This window comes from Streptomyces sp. NPDC054840, assembly GCF_053611065.1.
In genome coordinates, this window is the sequence record NZ_JBSGZP010000016.1 from 1 (window position 1) to 20,009 (window position 20,009).

A 20,009-nucleotide genomic window follows, 5' to 3' on the forward strand; every position below is an offset into this window, starting at 1 on the left:
GATTACTCCGGGGCGGCGGCGGTGTCCGGATGGCAGGATGGCCGGGCAACGTCACCATCGAAGGAGATGAACGCGTGCCTGGCACGAATCTCACCCGTGAAGAGGCTCAGCAGCGGGCGAAGCTGCTGACCGTCGACTCCTACGAGATCGAACTCGATCTCAGTGGCGCACAGGAGGGCGGCACCTACCCGTCCGTGACCACCGTGCGTTTCCAGTCGACCGAGGCCGGGGGCGAGACTTTCATCGACCTGGTCGCTCCGGCCGTGCACGAGGTCGTCCTCAACGGCAGGTCGCTGGACGTCGCGGCCGTCTTCCACGACTCCCGGATCGCGCTGCACGGCCTGGCGGCCGGGGCCAATGAGCTCCGTGTCGTCGCGGACTGCGCGTACACGAACACCGGTGAGGGCCTCCACCGCTTCGTCGACCCGGTCGACCAGCAGGCTTATCTCTATACCCAGTTCGAGGTACCGGACGCGCGGCGGGTCTTCGCCAGCTTCGAGCAGCCCGACCTGAAGGCCACGTTCCAGTTCACCGTGACGGCCCCCGAGGGCTGGACGGTCATCTCGAACTCGCCGACCCCTGAGGCCGCGGACGTCAAGGACAACGTCTGGCGCTTCGAGCCGACCCCGCGCATCTCCTCGTACATCACCGCGCTGATCGTCGGCCCGTACCACTCGGTGCACAGCTCCTACGAGGGCCCGGACGGCCAGTCCGTACCGCTCGGCATCTACTGCCGTCCCTCGCTCGCCGAGTTCCTCGACGCGGACGCGATCTTCGACGTCACCCGGCAGGGATTCGACTGGTTCCAGGAGAAGTTCGCCTACGCCTACCCGTTCGCGAAGTACGACCAGCTCTTCGTCCCCGAGTTCAACGCGGGCGCGATGGAGAACGCGGGCGCGGTCACCATCCGTGACCAGTACGTCTTCCGCTCCAAGGTGACGGACGCGTCGTACGAGGTGCGCGCGGAGACGATCCTCCACGAGCTGGCGCACATGTGGTTCGGCGACCTGGTCACCATGGAGTGGTGGAACGACCTGTGGCTGAACGAGTCCTTCGCGACGTACACGTCGATCGCCTGCCAGGCGGACGCGGAGGGCTCGAAGTGGCCGCACGCGTGGACCACCTTCGCCAACTCCATGAAGACCTGGGCGTACCGGCAGGACCAGCTGCCGTCCACGCACCCGATCATGGCCGACATCCGTGACCTCGACGACGTCATGGTCAACTTCGACGGCATCACGTACGCCAAGGGCGCCTCGGTCCTCAAGCAGCTCGTCGCCTACGTCGGCACGGACGCCTTCTTCAAGGGCGTGCAGGCGTACTTCAAGGCGCACGCGTTCGGCAACACGCGCCTGTCCGACCTGCTGGGCGCCCTGGAGGAGACCTCGGGCCGCGACCTGGCCGCCTGGTCGAAGGCATGGCTGGAGACGGCCGGCATCAACATCCTCCGCCCGGAGGTCACCACCGACGCCAACGGTGTGATCACCGCCTTCGGCATCCGCCAGGAGGCGCCCGCGCTGCCCGCCGGCGCCAAGGGTGCGTCCACCCTGCGCCCGCACCGCATCGCGGTCGGCCTGTACGAGCTCCAGGACGGCGCCCTCGTGCGCACCGACCGGATCGAGCTGGACATCGACGGCGCGCTCACCACGGTGCCGGAGCTGGTCGGCCGCACCCGTCCGGCGGTCTTCCTGCTGAACGACGACGACCTGTCCTACGCGAAGGTCCGCCTGGACGAGGAGTCGCTGGCCACCGTCACCGCGCACATCGGCGACTTCACCGAGTCCCTGCCGCGCGCCCTGTGCTGGGCCTCGGCCTGGGACATGACGCGTGACGGCGAGCTCGCCACCCGCGACTACCTCGCGCTGGTCCTCTCGGGCATCGGCAAGGAGTCCGACATCGGCGTGGTCCAGTCGCTGCACCGCCAGGTGAAGCTGGCCATCGACCTGTACGCCGACCCGGCGTGGCGGGAGCAGGGCCTGGCGGCCTGGACCGAGGCCACCCTGGAGCACCTGCGCGGCGCCGAGCCGGCGGGCGACCACCAGCTGGCGTGGGCGCGGGCCTTCGCGGCCACGGCCCGCACGGAGGGGCAGCTGACCTATCTGTCGGCGCTGCTGGACGGGGCGGCGGAGATCGAGGGCCTGGCCGTCGACACCGAGCTGCGGTGGACGTTCCTGGAGCGGCTCGCCGCGACGGGCGTCGCCGGGGAGCCGGCCATCGCGGCGGAGCTGGCGCGGGACGCCACCGCGGCGGGCGAGCGCCACGCGGCGACCGCCCGGGCGGCGCGCCCGACGGCGGAGGCCAAGGCCGAGGCGTGGGCCTCGGTGGTGGAGTCCGGCGATCTGCCGAACGCGGTCCAGGAGGCGGTGATCGGCGGCTTCGTCCAGACCGACCAGCGTGAGCTGCTGGCCCCGTACACCGAGAAGTTCTTCTCGGCGGTCAAGGACGTCTGGGAGAACCGCAGCCACGAGATCGCCCAGCAGATCGCGGTGGGCCTCTACCCGGCGCTCCAGGTCTCGCAGGAGACCCTGGACGCGACGGACGCGTGGCTGGCCTCGGCCGAGCCGAACGCGGCCCTGCGCCGCCTGATCTCGGAGTCCCGGGCGGGCGTCGAGCGCGCGCTGAAGGCTCAGGCCGCGGACGCCGCTGCCGCTGCCGCTCAGCAGTAGGAGCCCCCCGGCTCCGCCCGCACCCGTGGGAGCGACGTCTCCCGCGGGTGCGGCTCCGCACCTGGGGCTCCGCCCCCGGCAGCCGTGCCGCGCAGGCTCTACCGCCGGGCCGAGGCCACGTCGCGCAGGGCCGCGAGGACGTGGGACAGCGCGGGCGCGGATTCGGCGCCCCGGCGGACCGCCGCGATCACGTGGCGGGTCGGGCGGTCGTGGGTGAGGACCCGGACGGTGCCGCCAGAGGCGCGGCTCGACACCATCCTGGGGACCAGTGCCACCCCCATTCCCGCCTCGACCATGGCCAGGATCGCGGTCCAGCCGGACGCCGAGTGCGCCTGTTCCGGGACAAAGCCCGCCGCCTCGCACGCGGACCGCGCGATCTCCGACCAGGGGCCGCTGCCCCCGTAGATCCACGGGTCGCCGGACAGGTCCGCCAGCCGCAGGTCCGGAGCGGCCGCCAGCGGATGGCCCGGCGGGAGCGCCACGTCCAGCGGGTCCTCCAGGAGCGCCACCCGGGTGAACCGGGGATCGCGCGCGGTCGGCGCGTGTGCGGTGAGGGACAGCGCCAGGTCCACGCCCCCGGCCGACAGCAGCTCGTAGGCCTCGGCCGCCTCCGTCTCCCGGACCCGGACCTCCACCCCGGGGTGGGTCCGCCGCAGCGCGGCCACCGCCGGAACCACGAGCGCCGGTACGGCGGTGGAGAAGGCACCCACCCGTACCTCGCCCGTGTCCCCGGCGAGGTACCCGGCCAGTTCGGCGTCGGCCCGCTCCAGTTGCGCGAACACGGCTTCCGTGTGCCGCAGGACGAGGTGGGCGGCGTCCGTGAGCCGCACCCGGCGGCCCTCGGCCTCCAGCAGCACCACCCCGAGTTGCCGGGCCAGGTTGGTCAGTTGCTGCGAAACGGCCGAGGGCGTCATGTGGAGCGCCTCGGCCGCCCGGGTCACGGTCCCCTGTTCGGCGAGGGTGCGCAGGATCCGCAGCTTCTTGATGTCCCACTCGGTCATGGGCCCGAACCTACCGCCGGGCACTCCCCAGCCCGACTCCGCCGAGGATGAGCGCCATGCAGAGCAGCTGTGCCGGTCCGGTCCGTTCGCCCAGGAGCAGGAAGCCGAGCCCGGCCACGCAGACCGGCTGGAGGTAGTAGACGACTCCCGCGCGAGCCGCTCCGATCATCGAGACGGCTTTGTTCCAGGCGAAGAAGGCGACGGCCGAGGAGAACACCCCGACGTACAGCAGCGGTCCGACCGTCCCGGTGGTGACCTCGAAGCCGCCCTGGACGGAGACGGAGACGGCGTAGGCGGGTACCAGCATCAGCGCGCCGAGCACGAAGGTGGTGATCAGGAAGGCCGGTCCACCGAGTTCGGCGGGCCTGCGCCGCAGCAGGGCGCTGTACGTGGCGAAGGAGAGGGCGGCGGCGAACATCCACAGGTCTCCGCCGCCGAAGCCGAAGCCGATCGAGCCGTCCCCGACGAGCAGCAGCACCCCGAAGGCGGCGAGCAGCATGCCGAAGGTCCGCCGCTTGCCGAGCTGTTCGCCGCCGAGGCGGGCGTAGAGCGCCATGATGACGGGCGAGGCGGCCATGATCATGCCCATGTTGGAGGCGGAGGTGGTCAGGCCGGCCTGGTGTACGAGTGTGTTGTAGAGGGTGACGCCGAACAGCGAGGCGAGGGCGATGAAGCCGATGTGCTGCCGGATCAGTGCCCGCTGCCGCCAGGCCTGGCGGGCGGCGAAGGGGGCGACGGCGAGCAGGGCGATGATCCAGCGCCAGAAGACCGCCTGGACGGGTGGGACGGTCTCGGCCATGCCCCGGGTGGCGACGAAGCTGCCGGACCAGACGACCGTCGCGAGCAGGGCGAGGAGCACGCCGAGCCCGGCGGCACCCTTCTTCCCCGTGCTGCCGGGCCTGGCGTGCGAGACGGTACGGACGCGGTCCATGACGGCCACTGTGGGTCTGCTCCTCGGGGGTCCGGCGGTGTGTGGGGACTACCGTCGCACCGCCTCATCCGTCAGGTCCATCGAAATGTTCTGATCGTTCTTTTCAGTAGAACTGAACGATTTGGCGGTGCGAGCGGCCGCCGCCTGACCAGCGACGGTGGCCCCGAAGGCGATCACCATCCCGAGGAGCTGTACCGGCGACAGCGCCTGCCCGAGGGCGGCCCAGCCGATGCCGGCGGCGGTGAGCGGGGACAGCGGGCCGAGCAGGGTGACCGAGGTGGCGCCGAGGGCGGCGATCCCGCGGAACCAGAGCCAGTACGCGATGCCGGTGTTGATCAGCATCATGTAGCCGTAGCCCAGGAAGGCCTTGCCGTCGAGCGCGGGCGGGGCACCCTCGACGAGGGCGGCGACGGGAATGATGAACAGTCCGCCCGCGGTGAGCTGCCAGCCGGTCATCGCCAGCGGGCCCACGCCCTCGGGGCGGCCCCAGCGCTTGGTCATCACGGTGCCGGCGCCCATGGAGGCGGAGGAGATCACACCGGCGACGACGCCGACCGCGTCGAGCCGGGCCTCTGCGGTCAGGACCACCATGCTCACGCCGAACGCGCCGACGACGGCGGCGAGCACGGTGCGCGGGCTCGCCCGCTCCCCGAGGACGAGCGCGGCCAGTCCTACGACGAACAGCGGGCCGGCGGCGCCCAGTACGGCTGCGACCCCGCCGGGGAGCCGGTAGGCGGAGAGGAACAGCAGGGGGAAGAAGGCGCCGATGTTGAGGATGCCGAGGACGGCGGACTTCCACCACCACTGCCCCTTGGGCAGGGTGCGGGCCAGGGCGGTCAGCAGCAGTCCGGCGGGCAGGGCCCGCATGACCCCGGTGAACAGCGGCCGGTCGGGCGGCAGCAGCTCGGTGACGACGGCGTAGGTGGAGCCCCAGGAGATGGGGGCGAGCGCGGGCCGGGCGCGGGGGGCTGACGGCTTCTGGGGGGGGGGCGCCGGGGGGGGCGGGGGGACGGGGGGGGCCGGCGGGGCTGCTCGGGGGGGGGGCCGGGGGCCCGGCGCGCGGGGGGCGGCGCGCCGCACGGCCGGGGGCTCGGCGTGCACGGCCTCGGCCGGCAGGTGCCGCTCCAGCCGGAGCAGCGCCAGGGCGGCGCCGAGGGCGGCGACGGCCAGGACGGCCCAGGGCAGCCGGCCGTCGACGGCGAGCAGGGCCGTGAAGAGGGAGGGCGCGAGCGCACCGGCCAGCGAGTAGGACAGCTGGTAGGTGGCCAGGTAGCGGCCGCGGACGGCCGCGGGGGCGGCGGAGACCGACAGGGCGCCGCCGGAGGGGCTGTGGACGAGCTCGCCGAGGGTGTAGACGACGACGATGACCAGCAGGGCGATCAGGGTGGCGGCCGGGCCGGGCCGCAGCGTGCCCAGCACGATCTGCCCCAGGAAGGCGGCGGCGAAGAGCAGGGCGCCGAGGGCGGCCGAGCGGGTGCGGCGGGCGCCGGAGCGGCGGACCCGGCCCGCGATCAGTACGCCGATCCCGGCGCACAGGACGGTGTTGACCGTGAAGGCGGCTCCGGTGAGGGAGTCGGGGGCCGTCAGCCAGGTCGAGAGGTAGAGCGGGAAGAGGATGGAGAGGGCGGAGTAGCCCAGCGCGATGAGGAAGTTGGCGGCGGTGAGCCCGAGGAAGGGCCGGTCGCGCAGAACCGTACGGTACCCGGCGGATCCGGCCGCCGCGGCGCCGTCCGCGTCGGCCGGCGGGACCACCCGGCCCGCCCGGACCCGGCTGACGAGCAGTCCGGCGAGGGCGAAGGCCAGGGAGTTGCCCCAGGCGGTGTACGTGAACCCGCCGGTGCCCCACAGGGCCAGCACTCCGGAGACGAGCAGGGCGCCCGCGCCCATTCCGGCGTTCTGGAGGGCCCGGGTGGACGCCTGGAGCCGGTCGCGGGCGGCGCCCCGCGCCACCTCGCCGATCAGGGACTGCTGGACGACGCCGAAGGAGCGGTCGGCGAGCGCGGTGACGAGGGCGACGGCCGCGAAGGCGGGCAGGGAGCTCGCGAAGGGGTAGAGGGCGAAGCCGAGCGCCCGCATCCCGTAGAGCACCAGGTTGACCCGCTTGGCGCCGAACCGGTCGACGGCCGTGCCTGCCAGTGGCATGAACGCCAGGCCGGCCAGTCCGGTGACCGTCATGACCAGGCCGACGACGGTGAGGGAGAGGCCGGTGACGTGGTGGAAGAAGACCAGCGAGAAGGGGACGTACATGCCGATCCCGACCGAGCTGATGCCGATTCCGAGGAGCAGCGACCGCTCCCCCGCGACCTTCGCGTCCTCCGATGCGGCTGTCTTCCTCATGAACGCTGCCATGACCTCTCCCCCGGATCTGATTGCTAGCAAGTAGCTTAGCGACAAGCTACTTATCGTCAAGCAACTTTCTTGCGAACGATCTCGGGGAAGCCGGATACTGCACGCATGAGTACTGCACGCATGAGTGACGACAAGGACGCCGTGGACGCGATCACGGCCCAGTGGTTCGCCGTGCGCCCCGACCTGGAGACGGCCCCCATGGCCGTCTTCGGACGCATCTACCGGATCGCCAAGGCCATGGGCGACGCGATGGAGCAGTGCTACTCGCGCTTCGGCATCTCGCGCGGTGAGTTCGACGTCGTGGGCACGCTGCGCCGGTCGGGCGACCCGTACACGCTCTCGCCCCGGCAGCTCTCGGCCACCCTCATGCTCACCACGGGCGGCATGACCGGGCGTCTGGACAAGCTGGAGCGGGCCGGGCTGCTCTGCCGCAAGCCCGATCCGCACGACCGGCGGGGGCTCCAGGTGACGATCACCGACCGCGGCCTGGCCCTCGTCGACGAGGCCGTCAGCGCCGGGCTGGAAGTACAGCGCGCCGCGCTCACCGGGCTGACCGACGACGAGATCGCCGTGCTCACCGGCCTGCTCCGCCGGCTGCTGGCCGGCGTCTGAGGACACGACAAGGCGCCGGGGGGCGTCGCACGGCCGGTTCGAAACGGCGGTGCGGACCCCCGGCGCCCGGGAAGGTCTGCTGGTCCCGGCCCCGTGGGGCCGGACCGGATCAGGCCTGCTTCTGCTGCTTGTCCGACTTGTCGAGGACCATCACGAGACCGGCGATGACCAGGAAAATCACGAGGGGCAGGGCCACGTACAGGCCGACCGTCTGACCGATGCTCAGCCCCGGACCCGGGTCGTCACCGTCATCGCGGGTGAGCGCGAGGGCGGGAGACGTCATCAGCAGCATCATCAGCGCGGTTCCGGCCGTGACGGCGCCGGCGCGCAGAGCGTTCTTCTTGTCCACGGTGCAAACGTAGCGAACACCTAAACGGAGCGCGCGCCCGGGGGTGCCGTACGAGGCCGTACACCCTCCCCCACCGCGCTCAGCAGGGCGTTCGCCCGCGGCGAGGAGATCAGCTCCTCCAGCGTCAGCGGCCGCCCCGCGGCATCGGCGACCGGCAGCCGCCAATTGGGGTACTGGTCCCAGGTGCCGGGCAGGTTCTGCGGCCGCCGGTCCCCCACCGCGTCCGGCAGCCATACGCCGACCAGCCGGGCAGGGGTGCGCAGCAGGAAGGCGTACAGGGCCCGTACGGCGGCCTCCTCCCCCTTGGTGTCCAGCCCCAGCCCGTCCAGCAGCTCCAGCCACTCGGCGGTGTCGGCGGCGTCCTGGGCGCGCTCCAGCTCGGCCGGGCGGGTCAGCAGGCCGAGCCGGTCGCGCAGCTCCACATGGCCCCCGGCGAGCTTGGCGGCCGTGGGCGGCAGGTCGTGCGTGGTGACGGTGGCCAGGCAGTCGGCCCGCCAGGCCTGGGGGGCCAGCGGGTCCCCGGCGCCGTCCCAGTCCCGCTCGAACCAGAGCACCGAGGTGCCGAGCACCCCGCGCCGGGTCAGCTCCTGACGGACCCGCGGCTCCACCGTCCCGAGGTCCTCGCCGATCACCGGCGCGCCCGCCCGGTGGGCCTCCAGGACGAGGATCGCCAGCATGGCCTCGCCGTCGTAGCTGACGTACGCCCCTTCCGCGGGCGAGGTCCCCTCCGGGATCCACCAGAGCCGGAACAGACCCATCACGTGGTCGATCCGCAGGGCGCCCGCGTAGCGGAACACCCCGCGCAGCAGGGCCCGGAAGGGGGCGTAACCGGTGGCGGCCAGCACGTCCGGGCGCCACGGCGGCAGCCCCCAGTCCTGTCCGCGCGCGTTGAAGGCGTCGGGGGGCGCGCCGACCGAGATCTGCCGGGCGTAGCAGGACGAGCCGAAGACGTCGGAACCCTGCGGGTGCACCCCTACGGCCAAGTCGTGGACGATGCCGACCGTCATGCCGGCCTCGCGGGCGGCCCGCTGGGCGGCGGCGAGCTGGCCGTCCGTCAGCCAGACCAGCCAGCGGTGGAAATCGCTCCGCTCCTTCGGATCCTCCTCCCCCGCGTGCCCGGCGCACCAGACGGCGTGCACGTCCAGCGGAGCGCCCTGTTCGGCGCAGAAGGCCCGGTAGGCGGCTTCGCGCTCGGGCGTGCGCGGGACGGCGTACAGGAGCTCCAGGGCCGAGCGCTTGAGTTCCCAGACGGCGTCGCGGTCGATCAGCGCGCCCTTCTCCAGGACCTGGCGGCGCAGCTCGCCGCCACGGCCGGCGAGCTCGTCGAGGGCCTCGCGGTCGGGGCAGTCGGCGTATTCGGGGACGTCCTCGATCCGCAGGTGGACGGGGTCCGGGAAGCGCCGCGAGGACGGCCGGTACGGGGAGGGATCGGTCGGGGCCCCCGGCACGGCCGCGTGCAGCGGGTTGACCTGGATGAATCCGGCGCCGTGGGTACGGCCCGCCCAGCGGGCGAGCTCCGCGAGGTCGCCGAGGTCGCCCATGCCCCAGGAGCGCTCGGAGAGCAGGGAGTAGAGCTGGACGAGCAGCCCGTGGGCCCGCTCGGGCGCGGCCGGGGCCCGCTCCGGGGCCACGACCAGGGTGGCCTCGGCGCTGCGCCCGTCGGGCGCCTCGGCGGTGAGCCGGTGGACGCCGAGAGGGAGCGCGGGGCCCCACGCGAGCACCTCCCCCGTCTCCTCCGCCACCACCCGCACCCGGGTGCCCGGGGGCAGCCCGGCGGGCTCCGGAGCCACCCGTTCCCCCTGCCAGAGCACCACCGTGGACGGCAGCAGCCGCCCGGCCGCCTCCCGGGCGGCGGACTCGGCGCTCACCCGGATGCTCTCCGCGTCGTCGGTGACCACCCCCAGCAGTCCGAGGACCGCCTTGACGGTGGACTCCGGTACCGGGACGGTGACGTCGGCGGCGGGCCGGTAGTCGGTGGCGACGCCGTACTGGGCAGCGAGCCGGGCCAGGTCGTCCATCTGCGGGCGCTCCTTCGTGCGTGCGGGCATGAGGGCATGAGGATGAGTCAGAAGATTGGGACACAAGGGTGGTTCACGAGGGTGGGACGCCGCCGGGGAACACCGCGTCCATACCCACTCGGAGGCACCGCATTCCTGCCGCATCCGGGGCAGATCACCCACCCGCATTGACACTCCGGCCGCACGGATGGTGGGCTCAGGCTCATTCGTACGAGTGGGGGACGTCTCGGGACGAGGAGGCTCAGTGCAGCTCAGGGGTAGGAGGCGCAACACCGCCGCCGCTGTGGCGGTGATCGGCACGCTCCTGGGCGGCGCCGTGTCCTCCGCGCCGCCCGGGACCTTCGCGGCGCCCACCGCACCGGACAGACCGGCGTCCGGAGCCAACCCCGGAGCGACCCCCGTATCCGCCGCGGCCGGGCCGGTGCTCGACCCGGGAGCCGACATCCCCCGGGCGGCCACCGAGGGGCCCGCCGTGTGGCCCCGGCCGCAGTCGATGGCCGCCGATCCGGCGCGCGAGCTGCCGCTGGGCACCGAGGCCGTACTCGTCACGGCGGCCGACGCCGATCCGTACGCCGTCCGGGTCGTGCGCGACGCCCTGCGCGCGGCGGGCGTACGGACCGTCCACGAGCCGGCCCCCGGGGCTCCGCTGCCCGCGCGGGGCACCGTCGTACGGCTCCAGGACGCCGACGCGGAGCAGGCGCTGCGGGCGCTGGGCGCGGCCCCGCCGTCGGACCTGCCGGCCGGGGGCTACCGGCTGGCCGCGGGCCGTCACGCCGGCCGGGACACGATCGCGCTGGCCGGCATAGGCGGGGAAGGGCTCTTCCACGCGGCGCAGACCCTGCGCCAGCTCCTCGCGGCGGGCGGCGGGAAGATGCCCGGCGTACTGGTGCGCGACTGGCCGGCCGCGCCGGTGCGCGGGATCACCGAGGGCTTCTACGGCCAGCCCTGGACCCAGGAGCAGCGACTCGCGCAGCTGGACTTCATGGGCCGCACCAAACAGAACCGACTGCTCGTCGCGCCCGGCGACGACCCGTACCGCACGACGGCCTGGCGCCAGGACTACCCGCAGGAGCAGCAGGCGGAGTTCCGCGCGCTGGCCGAACGGGCCCGCGCCAACCAGGTCGTCCTGGCCTGGGCGGTGACCCCCGGGCAGTCGATGTGCCTGTCCTCGGAGGCCGACCGGGCGGCGCTCGCGCGCAAGCTGGACGCGATGTGGGACCTCGGCTTCCGCGCCTTCCAGGTGCAGTTCCAGGACGTCAGCTACACCGAGTGGGGCTGCCGGGCCGACCGGGACCGGTACGGGAAGGGCCCGGCGGCCGCCGCGAAGGCGCACGCGGAGGTCGCGGGCGGACTGGCCGCGCACCTGGCCGCCCGGTATCCGGGAGCGCCCGCGCTGTCGCTGCTGCCGACGGAGTACTACCAGGAGGGCGCCACCACCTACCGGACGGCCCTGGCGGGCTCGTTGGACCCGCGGGTGGAGGTGGCCTGGACGGGCGTGGGCGTGGTGCCGCGGACGATCACGGGCAAGGAGCTGGCCGGGGCGCGCGCCGCCCTGGGGCACCCGCTGATCACCATGGACAACTACCCGGTGAACGACTGGGATCCGGGCCGGATCTTCCTCGGCCCGTACGCGGGCCGCGAGCCGGCGGTGGCGGGCGGTTCGGCGGCGCTGCTGGCCAACGCGATGCCCCAGGGCACCCTGTCGCGGATCCCGCTCTTCACAGCCGCGGACTTCGCGTGGAATCCGCGCGGTTACCGGCCCCACGAGTCCTGGGCGGCGGCGGTACGGGAGCTGACGGGCGCCGACCCGCGCACGCGCCAGGCGGTGGCGGCACTCGCCGGGAACACCGCGTCGTCCGGGCTCAAGCAGGAGGAGTCGGCGTATCTGAAGCCCCTGGTCGAGCAGTTCTGGAAGGCGCGCGCCGCGGGCGATCCCGCAGCCGGGACCGAGCTGCGCAAGGCGTTCACGGTCCTGCGCGAGGCCAAGGAGCGGCTGCCGGCCCTGTCGGACGAGGCGGGACCCTGGCTGGACCGCCTGGCGCGGTACGGGACGGCGGGCGAGCTGGCGGTGGACGTCCTGCAGGCTCAGGCCCGCGGGGACGGGACGGCCGCCTGGAAGGCATCCCGGGCCCTGACCGAGATCCGGGCGACGCTGGCGCAGCCGGGATCGGCCCGGGTGGACAAGGCCGTGCTGGAGCCCTTCCTGACGAAGGCGGTGGCCGAGGCCGACGCCTGGACCGGGGTCGCCCGCAAGACCGGCACGGTGACGAAGGAGGCCGGGGCCTGGACGGTACGGCTGGACGCCCCCCGCCCGGTGTCGGCGGTGACCGTGATGACCGAGCCGCTCCCGGCCGGGGCGCGGGGCGTCGTGGTCGAGGCGCACGTACCGGGCGAGGGCTGGCGCAAGGTCGCCGACGCCGCGGCCTCGGGCTGGACCCAGGTGGAGACGGCGGGGCTGAGCGCGGACGCGGTGCGCCTGTCCTGGGCGGGAGCCGCGCCCACGGTGCACCAGGTGGTGCCGTGGTTCGGGGACGGCCCGCGGGTCCGCTTCGAGCTGGCGGACGGGGCCGCGACGGACGCCGAGATCGGCGGCGCCGCGCAGCGGGTCTCGGCGCAGCTGTCGGCGCTGGGGCCCGGCGAGGTCCGCGGACCGCTGTCGGCGCGGCCGCCGGCGGGTATCGAGGTCCGCCTCCCGCAGGCCGCGGTGGCCCCGCGGGGCGGCCAGGTGTCGATCCCGCTGGAGGTCAGCGTCGCCGCGGGCACCCCTGCGGGCACCTACCAGGTGCCGGTGACCTTCGACGGGGAGTCGCGGACCCTGACGGTGCGTGCGGTGGCCCGTACCGGCGGCCCCGATCTGCTGCGGACCGCCCGGGCGACCTCTTCGGCGAACGAGACGCCCGACTTCCCGGCCTCGGCGGCCGTGGACGGCTCCACGGCCACGCGCTGGTCGTCACCCGCGGTGGACGGCGCGTGGTGGAAGGCGGAACTGCCCGGCCCGGCGCGGGTGGGCCGGCTGGAGCTGCACTGGCAGGACGCGTACCCGTCGGCGTACCGGGTGGAGACCTCCACGGACGGGGTGACCTGGCGCCCGGCGGCAGCGGTCACGGGCTCCCGGGGCGGCCACGAGTCGTTCCGCATGGACGCCCCGGACACCCGCTTCCTGCGGATCACGTGCGAGACCCGCGCGACGCGGTACGGCTGCTCCCTCTGGTCGGCGGAGGCCTACGCGGTCACCCCGTAGCCCCGCCCTCCCGGCCCCGCTCTTCCGGCCCCGCCCGGTACACCCCGGCCCCCGCCGGCGTCCGAGGCGCGGGGTCAGGGGCGGGCCCCCGGGAGGACGGGCCGCAGGTCCCCGGCGGGCGCCACCCCCACGGAACCGGCGGCCCTGCACTAGCCGGCCGCGACTCCGATCCGCTCCAGCGCATCCTGCGCCCCGTACGGCTGGAGGTACGGCATCCACCGCGGATCCCGATGCCCTGTCCCGATGATCCGCCACGCCAGCCCGGACGGCGGCGCCGGCTGGTGCCGCAGGCGCCAGCCGAGTTCCAGCAGGTGCCGGTCGGCCTTGACGTGGTTGCAGCGACGGCAAGCGGCTACGACGTTGTCCCACGCGTGCTGGCCGCCCCGGCTGCGCGGGATGACGTGGTCGACGCTGGTGGCGACGGCGCCGCAGTACATGCAGCGACCGCCGTCCCGCGCGAACAGGGCGCGCCGGGTGAGTGGAACGGGCCCCCGGTAGGGGACCCGCACGAAGCGCTTGAGCCGTACCACGCTGGGGGCGGGGACGACCCTTGTCGCGCTGTGCAGATAGGCGCCGGATTCCTCCAGGGAGACCGCTTTGTTCTCCAGGACGAGGACGAGCGCGCGGCGGAGCGGTACGACGCCGAGGGGCTCGTACGACGCGTTGAGGACCAGGACGTGCGGCACGGACTGCCTCCTTGTACGCCGGCGGCGCGTGGCTCGCGCCGGGACGATCTGCTCTCCAGTCTCTCCTTAGGGCTGGTCGAAACGCCACCACTCACCCGTAACGGGTCCGAGGTGTTTTCAACCACAGTCAGTCATCCCCAGGTGAGTCTGGTCTCTCCCTCGAACACGGCGCCAAGGTGAAGGGATTGCCCCGTTAGTGTGGTTGGTCTGTCCCGCATATCCCCGGATCCGTCCGGGGGTCCTCCCGGTTCCGCGGGCAGACCGCTACACCTGGAGGTTCCCGTCGTGCCCTGGCCCGCCGCTCTGCTGCCGCTGGCAGCCGACGTTCCGGACGCGCCCGCATCGGTCAAGGAGGCGCAGGCGAGCGTCACCGAGGCCGCCAGCTTCATCGAGCAGAACTGGGCCACCTGGCTGAGCATCGGTCTGCGGATCCTGCTGATCGTCGTGATAGCGGCGGTGATCCGCTCGGCGGTCCGCAAGGCGCTGACCAAGCTCATCACCCGGATGAACACCAGCGCCGAGGCGGTGGAGGGCACCGCGCTGGGCGGGCTGCTGGTCAATGCGGAGCGGCGGCGCCAGCGTTCGGAGGCGATCGGCTCGGTGCTCCGGTCGGTGGCCTCGTTCCTGATCCTCGGTACGGCCGCGCTGATGGTCCTGGCCGCGCTGAAGATCGATCTGGCCCCGCTGCTGGCGAGTGCCGGTGTGGCCGGTGTGGCGATCGGTTTCGGCGCCCGGAACCTGGTGACGGACTTCCTGTCCGGCGTCTTCATGATCATGGAGGACCAGTACGGCGTCGGCGACAAGATCGACGCGGGGGTGGCCTCGGGCGAGGTCATCGAGGTCGGACTACGCGTGACCAAGCTCCGCGGGGACAACGGCGAGATCTGGTACGTGCGCAACGGCGAGATCAAGCGGATCGGCAACCTCAGCCAGGGCTGGGCGACCGCGGGTGTGGACGTCCAGGTCAAGCCCTCGGAGAACCTGTCCCGGATCCGCGAGGTGGTCAAGGGGGTCGCCGACGCCATGGTCAAGGAGTCCCCGTGGGACGAGCGTCTGTGGGGCCCGGTGGAGGTCCTGGGCCTGGACGAGGTGCTGCTGGCCTCGATGACCGTGAAGGTGTCCGCCAAGACCATGCCCGGCCAGCAGTTCGCGGTGGAGCGGGAGCTGCGCTGGCGGATCAAGGAGGCCTTCGACGCCGCGGGCATCCGGATCATCGGCGGAGTGCCGGCGGCCGACGAGGACGAGGAGGCCCCGGCGGACCCGTCGGCCTCGGTCGCCGCGCCGTCCGCCCACGCGAACCCGGCCTCCCCGCAGTCGCTGGCCACCGCCCCGATCCCGCCGCCGGCCGGCCCGCGGATCACGAAGTAACCACGTAGCCGCGTAACCGCACGTCCCACGAGCCACGCTCGCCCCGCTGCCCCGCAGGTCATCCGTGAAAGGACACAGCCTGCGGGGCAGCGGCATTGACACACTTCGACAGGTGATAGGAAACTTACCTAACAGATCACCTCGGTGAGGGAGAGCCGCTCGATGCCCGCCGCCACGCCCGGAACGCCCAGCCTGTTGCGCGCCATGAACGACCGGGCCGCACTCGAACTCCTGCTGACGCACGGCCCGCTGTCCCGGACCCGCATCGGGCACCTGACCGGGCTGTCCAAGCCCACCGCCTCCCAGCTGCTCGCCCGCCTCGAAGCGGTCGGGCTGGTCGTGGCCACCGGCACGGACGGCGGACGCCCCGGCCCCAGCGCCCAGCTCTACGCGATCAACCCGCGGGCCGCCTACGTCGGCGGCCTCGACGTCACTCCCGAGCGGGTGCTGGCGGCCGTCGCCGACCTCACCGGCACGGTGGTCGCCACCCACGAGGTCCCCTACACCGAGGGCGCGGACGCCGTCGACCAGGTGACCGAAGCCCTCGGCGGGGCCGTCAAGGGCGCCGGACTGACCCGCACCGACCTGCGCCGGGTGGTCATCGGCACGCCGGGCGCCTTCGATCCCCAGACCGGCCGCCTGCGCTACGCCAGCCACCTCCCCGGCTGGCACTCCCCCACGCTCCTGGAGGAGCTGGCGGCGGCCCTGCCGATGCCCGTCGAGTACGAGAACGACGTCAATCTCGCCGCCGTCGCCGAACAGCGGCTCGGCGCGGCCCGCGGCCACGAGGACTTCGTCCTGCTGTGGAACGAGGAGGGCCTCGGCGCCGCACTGGTACTGGCGGGCCGGCTCCACCGCGGCTGGACCGGCGGCGCCGGCGAGGTGGGCTTCCTGCCCGTACCGGGCCGCCCCCTGGTCCGGCAGGTCACCCGGGCCAACTCGGGCGGGTACCAGGAGCTGGCCGGCGTGGAGGGGCTGCCCCGGCTCGCCGCGGAACTGGGCGTCGAGCCGCCGGACGCCACCGGTACCGCAGAGGATCCCGGCGCTCCGCACGGACCGGAGGTCGCCGCCGCCGTCGCCCTGCTCACGCGGGCCGCCGCCGCGCCCGAGGGGGCGCAGCTGCGCTTCCTGCAGTCGTACGCCACCGCGCTGGCCACCGGTCTCGCCTCGGTCGTCGCCGTGCTGGACCCGGAGATCGTGGTCCTGTCCGGGGCGGCGATCAGCGCGGGCGGCGAGCCGCTGCGCGCGCTGCTGGAAGCCGAACTCGCCGAACTGGCCCCCTCCCGGCCCCGGCTGGTCCCCGGCGAGGTACGGGATCGGCCGGTCCTGCACGGCGCGCTGGAGAGCGCGCTGGCCGCCACCCGGGACGAAGTGTTCGACACCTCGGCCTGAACCGCCCGGCGCCCGCCGTGCGCCCCTCCCCCAGCGCCCCCGTACCCGCACGCACACCCGCACACCCGCACCCCACCGCCACACCCTCACCGGCACCCCCACGGAAGTTCCTCCCGCAGAGAGCGAGCCCCGCCATGCCCAGAACCGGACGCCTGACCACCGCGACCGCCGTCCTCGCGGCGATATCCGCCCTCACCACGGCCTGTACGGGGCAGGGCGCGGACACCGCCGCCGACGATCCGAAGGCGGACGTCACCCTCAACTTCTGGCACGGCTGGTCCGCGCCCGGCGAGGCCAAGGCGATCGAGGACAACATCGCCCGGTTCGAGAAGGCGCACCCGAACATCAAGGTCAAGGTCACCGGCAACATGACCGACGACAAGATCAACCAGGCGCTGCGGGCGGGCGGGGACAAGGCCCCCGACGTGGTCTCCTCGTTCACCACCGACAGCGTGGGCAAGTTCTGCAACTCCCGCGCCTTCGCCGACCTGAACCCCTTCCTGAAGAAGTCCGGGGTGGACAAGACGAAGGTCTTCCCCAAGACCCTGTTGGAGTACACGGCGTTCGACGGCAACCAGTGCACGCTGCCGCTGCTGAACGACGCGTACGGCCTCGTCTACAACAAGACCGCCTTCGCGGCCGCCGGCATCGATGAACCCCCCAAGACCTGGAGCCAGTTCACCGAGGTCGCGCAGAAGCTCACCAAGCCCAAGGGCGACTCGTACGAGCAGGTCGGCCTGATGCCCACCTTCCACGGCTACGAGACCACTCCCATGCGGCTCGCCGCCCAGTGGAGCCCCACCTACTTCGCCGCCGACGGCAGCTCCGACCTGGCCGGGGACCCGGCCTTCGCGAAGATGCTGACCGCCCAGAAGGACCTGGTGGCGAAGCTCGGCGGCCACGAGAAGCTGGAACGGTTCCGCAGCACCTTCGGGGACGAGTGGAGCTCCGAACACCCCTTCCACACCGGCCAGGTGGCCATGCAGATCGACGGCGAGTGGCGCGCACCGATGGCCAAGGAGGCCGGCGTCGCCTTCGAGATCGGCACCGCGCCGCTGCCCGTACCCGACGAACAGGCGGCCGACTACGGCAAGGGCTACCTCTCCGGCACGATCATGGGCATCGCCGCGGGCAGCAGGAAGCAGAACGCGGCCTGGGAGCTGGTCAAGTACATGACCACCGACACCGAGGCGGTGGTGGCCTTCGCCAACGCCATCCACAACATCCCGTCCACCTTCGACGCCCTGGAGTCCCCGGACCTCCAGGTGACCCCGGAGTTCAAGACCTTCCTGGACATCGCCCGGCACCCGAAGTCCAGCACCACCCCGGCCAAGGCCGACGGCGGCACTTATCAGCTGACCTTCACGGACTTCGCGTACGCGGTCGAGAAGGGCGACGTCGTCGACATCCCGGCCGGTCTCGCCAAGACCGACCAGCAGATCGACACGGACATCGCGAAGGCGAAGTAGTCCGATGACCGGCGCCCACCCCCTGCGGTCGAAGCGGCGGCGCTCCGCCCTGCGGACCGCGGCCTTCCTGTCTCCCTGGCTGATCGGCTTCGCCGTCTTCTTCGTCTACCCGCTGCTGTCCACCGTGTACTTCTCCTTCACCCGGTACGACGGCTTCCGGCAGCCCGCCTTCAACGGTCTGGACAACTGGAGCTACGTCTTCACGGACTATCCGCTCTTCTGGCCGGCGATGCGCAACACGCTGTGGCTGGTCCTGGTGATGGTGACCTGCCGGGTCGCCTTCGGCCTCGGCATCGGCCTGCTCATCACGAAGATCAAGACGGGGACCGGGATCTTCCGGACCCTGTTCTACCTGCCCTACCTGGCCCCGCCGGTCGCCGCGACCCTGGCCTTCGTCTTCCTGCTCAACCCCGGCACCGGACCCGTCAACACCCTGCTGGACGCGGTGGGACTGCCCACCCCGGGCTGGTTCACCGACGCCGACTGGTCCAAGCCGGCCCTGACCGCCCTCGCCCTGTGGGGGGTGGGCGACCTGATGGTCATCTTCATGGCCGCGCTGCTCGACGTACCGAAGGAGCAGTACGAGGCCGCGGAGCTGGACGGGGCCGGCGCCTGGGCGCGGTTCCGGCACATCACCCTGCCCAACATCTCGCCGATCATCATGTTCGCCGTGGTCACCGGAGTCATCCAGGCCATGCAGTACTACGCCCAGCCGCTGGTGGCGGGGAAGGTCGCGGCCGGGGTGATCGGCGGCTCGGGCCAGCAGTTCGAGCCGGGCTACCCCGACAAGTCCACCCTGACGCTGCCCCAGCTCGTCTACAACCTCGGGTTCCAGCGCTTCGACTACGGCACCGCGTGTGTCGTCGCGCTCGTCCTGTTCGCCCTGTCCATGGCCTTCACCGCGCTCCTGATGCGGCGCCGTGGCGGTCTGATCGGAGCCGGTGAGTGACCTCCTCCCCTCGTCCGAACCCCAGCACGGGTCAGAACCTCGCACCGCGGCGCTCCGCAGCCGCACGGCTCCGCATCGAGGATGCGGGCCCTCCCACGGCCGAAGCCCGGCGTTCCCCCGCAAGGAGACCGCGATGAGCACGCGCCGCCGCACGGCCGCTCTGCACTGGATCGCGGTGCACTCCCTCGGCGTGGCCGCCGCCCTCTTCTTCGTCCTGCCCTTCGTCTTCCTGCTCCTCACCTCCCTGATGGGCGACCGGCAGGCGTTGACCCGCGACCTGTGGCCCGACAGCTGGGAATGGGGCAACTACGCGAAGGTGTGGCACACCCCGGGCTTCCTGACCTGGTGGCGCAACACGCTCCTGTACGCCGGACTGGGCACCCTGTTGACCGTGGTCTCCTCCGTGCCCGTCGCGTACGCGCTCGCCAAGTTCCGCTTCCGCGGGCGGCGGCTCGCGCTCCTCCTCGTGATCGCCATGATGATGCTGCCGCCGCAGGTGGTGGTCATCCCCATGTATCTCTTCTGGGCCAAGCAGCTCGACCTGTCGGGCACCCTGTGGCCACTGATCGTCCCGATGGCCTTCGGCGACGCCTTCTCCATCTTCCTGCTCCGCCAGTTCCTGCTGACCATCCCCGACGAATACCTGGACGCGGCACGCGTCGACGGCTGCGGCGAGCTGCGCACCCTGCTGCGCGTGGTCCTGCCGATGGCCCGTCCCGGGATCGCCGCCGTCGCGCTCTTCCAGTTCTTCTGTGCCTGGAACGACTACTTCGGCCCGCAGATCTACGCCTCCGACAACCCGGCCGCCTGGACCCTGAGCTACGGACTGGAGTCGTTCAAGGGGGCGCACCACACCAACTGGAACCTGACCATGGCCGCGACCGTACTGGTCATGGCACCGGTGATCGTCCTCTTCTTCTTCGCTCAGAAGGCGTTCGTCGAGGGAGTCACCCTGACCGGCGTGAAAGGCTGACGACG

14 protein-coding genes and 1 pseudogene are annotated in these 20,009 nt (G+C 72.7%); 8 read left to right on the forward strand and 7 right to left on the reverse strand.

The window, feature by feature from the left end; genetic code table 11:
- Window positions 1–74: 74 nt before the first annotated feature.
- Entirely contained in the window at window positions 75–2,666 is a 2,592-nt protein-coding gene (gene pepN, locus ACWGIU_RS02790) for an aminopeptidase N (protein WP_453701875.1), read from the forward strand.
- A gap of 98 nt (window positions 2,667–2,764) precedes the next feature.
- Here pepN and ACWGIU_RS02795 read toward each other — a convergent pair whose 3' ends face one another.
- The 4 genes and pseudogenes from ACWGIU_RS02795 to ACWGIU_RS02810 all read right to left on the reverse strand — a co-directional run.
- A complete protein-coding gene (locus ACWGIU_RS02795; RefSeq protein ID WP_453701876.1) occupies window positions 2,765–3,667 on the reverse strand; it encodes a LysR family transcriptional regulator in 903 nt (300 codons plus the stop codon).
- A gap of 10 nt (window positions 3,668–3,677) precedes the next feature.
- Window positions 3,678–4,607, reverse strand: coding sequence for a DMT family transporter (locus ACWGIU_RS02800; protein ID WP_453701877.1), 930 nt, complete (start codon window positions 4,605–4,607; stop codon window positions 3,678–3,680).
- A 39-nt stretch (window positions 4,608–4,646) separates the two neighbouring features.
- Window positions 4,647–5,537: an EamA family transporter gene (locus ACWGIU_RS02805; protein ID WP_453701893.1), complete on the reverse strand. Its 891-nt coding sequence runs from the start codon at window positions 5,535–5,537 to the stop codon at window positions 4,647–4,649.
- Window positions 5,538–6,038: 501 nt separating this feature from the next.
- Window positions 6,039–6,947, reverse strand: a pseudogene (locus ACWGIU_RS02810) (MFS transporter); the annotation flags it as partial.
- A gap of 105 nt (window positions 6,948–7,052) precedes the next feature.
- On the opposite strand from ACWGIU_RS02810, the gene ACWGIU_RS02815 reads away from it, so the two are divergent.
- Window positions 7,053–7,559, forward strand: coding sequence for a MarR family winged helix-turn-helix transcriptional regulator (locus ACWGIU_RS02815; protein ID WP_453701878.1), 507 nt, complete (start codon window positions 7,053–7,055; stop codon window positions 7,557–7,559).
- A gap of 109 nt (window positions 7,560–7,668) precedes the next feature.
- Here the strand turns inward: ACWGIU_RS02815 and ACWGIU_RS02820 are convergent, their stop codons facing one another.
- Both ACWGIU_RS02820 and ACWGIU_RS02825 read right to left on the reverse strand, forming a co-directional pair.
- A complete protein-coding gene (locus tag ACWGIU_RS02820; protein WP_453701879.1) occupies window positions 7,669–7,908 on the reverse strand; it encodes a hypothetical protein in 240 nt (79 codons plus the stop codon).
- Window positions 7,909–7,928: 20 nt separating this feature from the next.
- On the reverse strand, window positions 7,929–9,956 hold the full coding sequence (locus tag ACWGIU_RS02825) for a 4-alpha-glucanotransferase (protein ID WP_453701880.1): 2,028 nt from the start codon (window positions 9,954–9,956) through the stop codon (window positions 7,929–7,931).
- Between the two features lie 214 nt (window positions 9,957–10,170).
- On the opposite strand from ACWGIU_RS02825, the gene ACWGIU_RS02830 reads away from it, so the two are divergent.
- On the forward strand, window positions 10,171–13,167 hold the full coding sequence (locus tag ACWGIU_RS02830) for a beta-N-acetylglucosaminidase domain-containing protein (RefSeq protein ID WP_453701881.1): 2,997 nt from the start codon (window positions 10,171–10,173) through the stop codon (window positions 13,165–13,167).
- 149 nt (window positions 13,168–13,316) lie between these two features.
- Here the strand turns inward: ACWGIU_RS02830 and ACWGIU_RS02835 are convergent, their stop codons facing one another.
- Complete coding sequence (locus ACWGIU_RS02835; protein ID WP_189964438.1) at window positions 13,317–13,853, reverse strand: HNH endonuclease; 537 nt, start codon at window positions 13,851–13,853, stop codon at window positions 13,317–13,319.
- A gap of 285 nt (window positions 13,854–14,138) precedes the next feature.
- On the opposite strand from ACWGIU_RS02835, the gene ACWGIU_RS02840 reads away from it, so the two are divergent.
- From ACWGIU_RS02840 to ACWGIU_RS02860, 5 genes are all read left to right on the forward strand, one after another.
- Window positions 14,139–15,221, forward strand: coding sequence for a mechanosensitive ion channel family protein (locus ACWGIU_RS02840; protein ID WP_453701882.1), 1,083 nt, complete (start codon window positions 14,139–14,141; stop codon window positions 15,219–15,221).
- Window positions 15,222–15,383: 162 nt separating this feature from the next.
- Window positions 15,384–16,613 (forward strand): ROK family protein, encoded by a 1,230-nt coding sequence (locus ACWGIU_RS02845; RefSeq protein ID WP_453701883.1) that lies wholly within the window; start codon window positions 15,384–15,386, stop codon window positions 16,611–16,613.
- 134 nt (window positions 16,614–16,747) lie between these two features.
- On the forward strand, window positions 16,748–18,082 hold the full coding sequence (locus ACWGIU_RS02850) for an ABC transporter substrate-binding protein (RefSeq protein WP_453701884.1): 1,335 nt from the start codon (window positions 16,748–16,750) through the stop codon (window positions 18,080–18,082).
- Between the two features lie 4 nt (window positions 18,083–18,086).
- Window positions 18,087–19,031 (forward strand): carbohydrate ABC transporter permease, encoded by a 945-nt coding sequence (locus ACWGIU_RS02855; protein WP_453701885.1) that lies wholly within the window; start codon window positions 18,087–18,089, stop codon window positions 19,029–19,031.
- A 133-nt stretch (window positions 19,032–19,164) separates the two neighbouring features.
- Complete coding sequence (locus ACWGIU_RS02860; RefSeq protein WP_453701886.1) at window positions 19,165–20,004, forward strand: carbohydrate ABC transporter permease; 840 nt, start codon at window positions 19,165–19,167, stop codon at window positions 20,002–20,004.
- The last annotated feature ends 5 nt before the right edge of the window (window positions 20,005–20,009 follow it).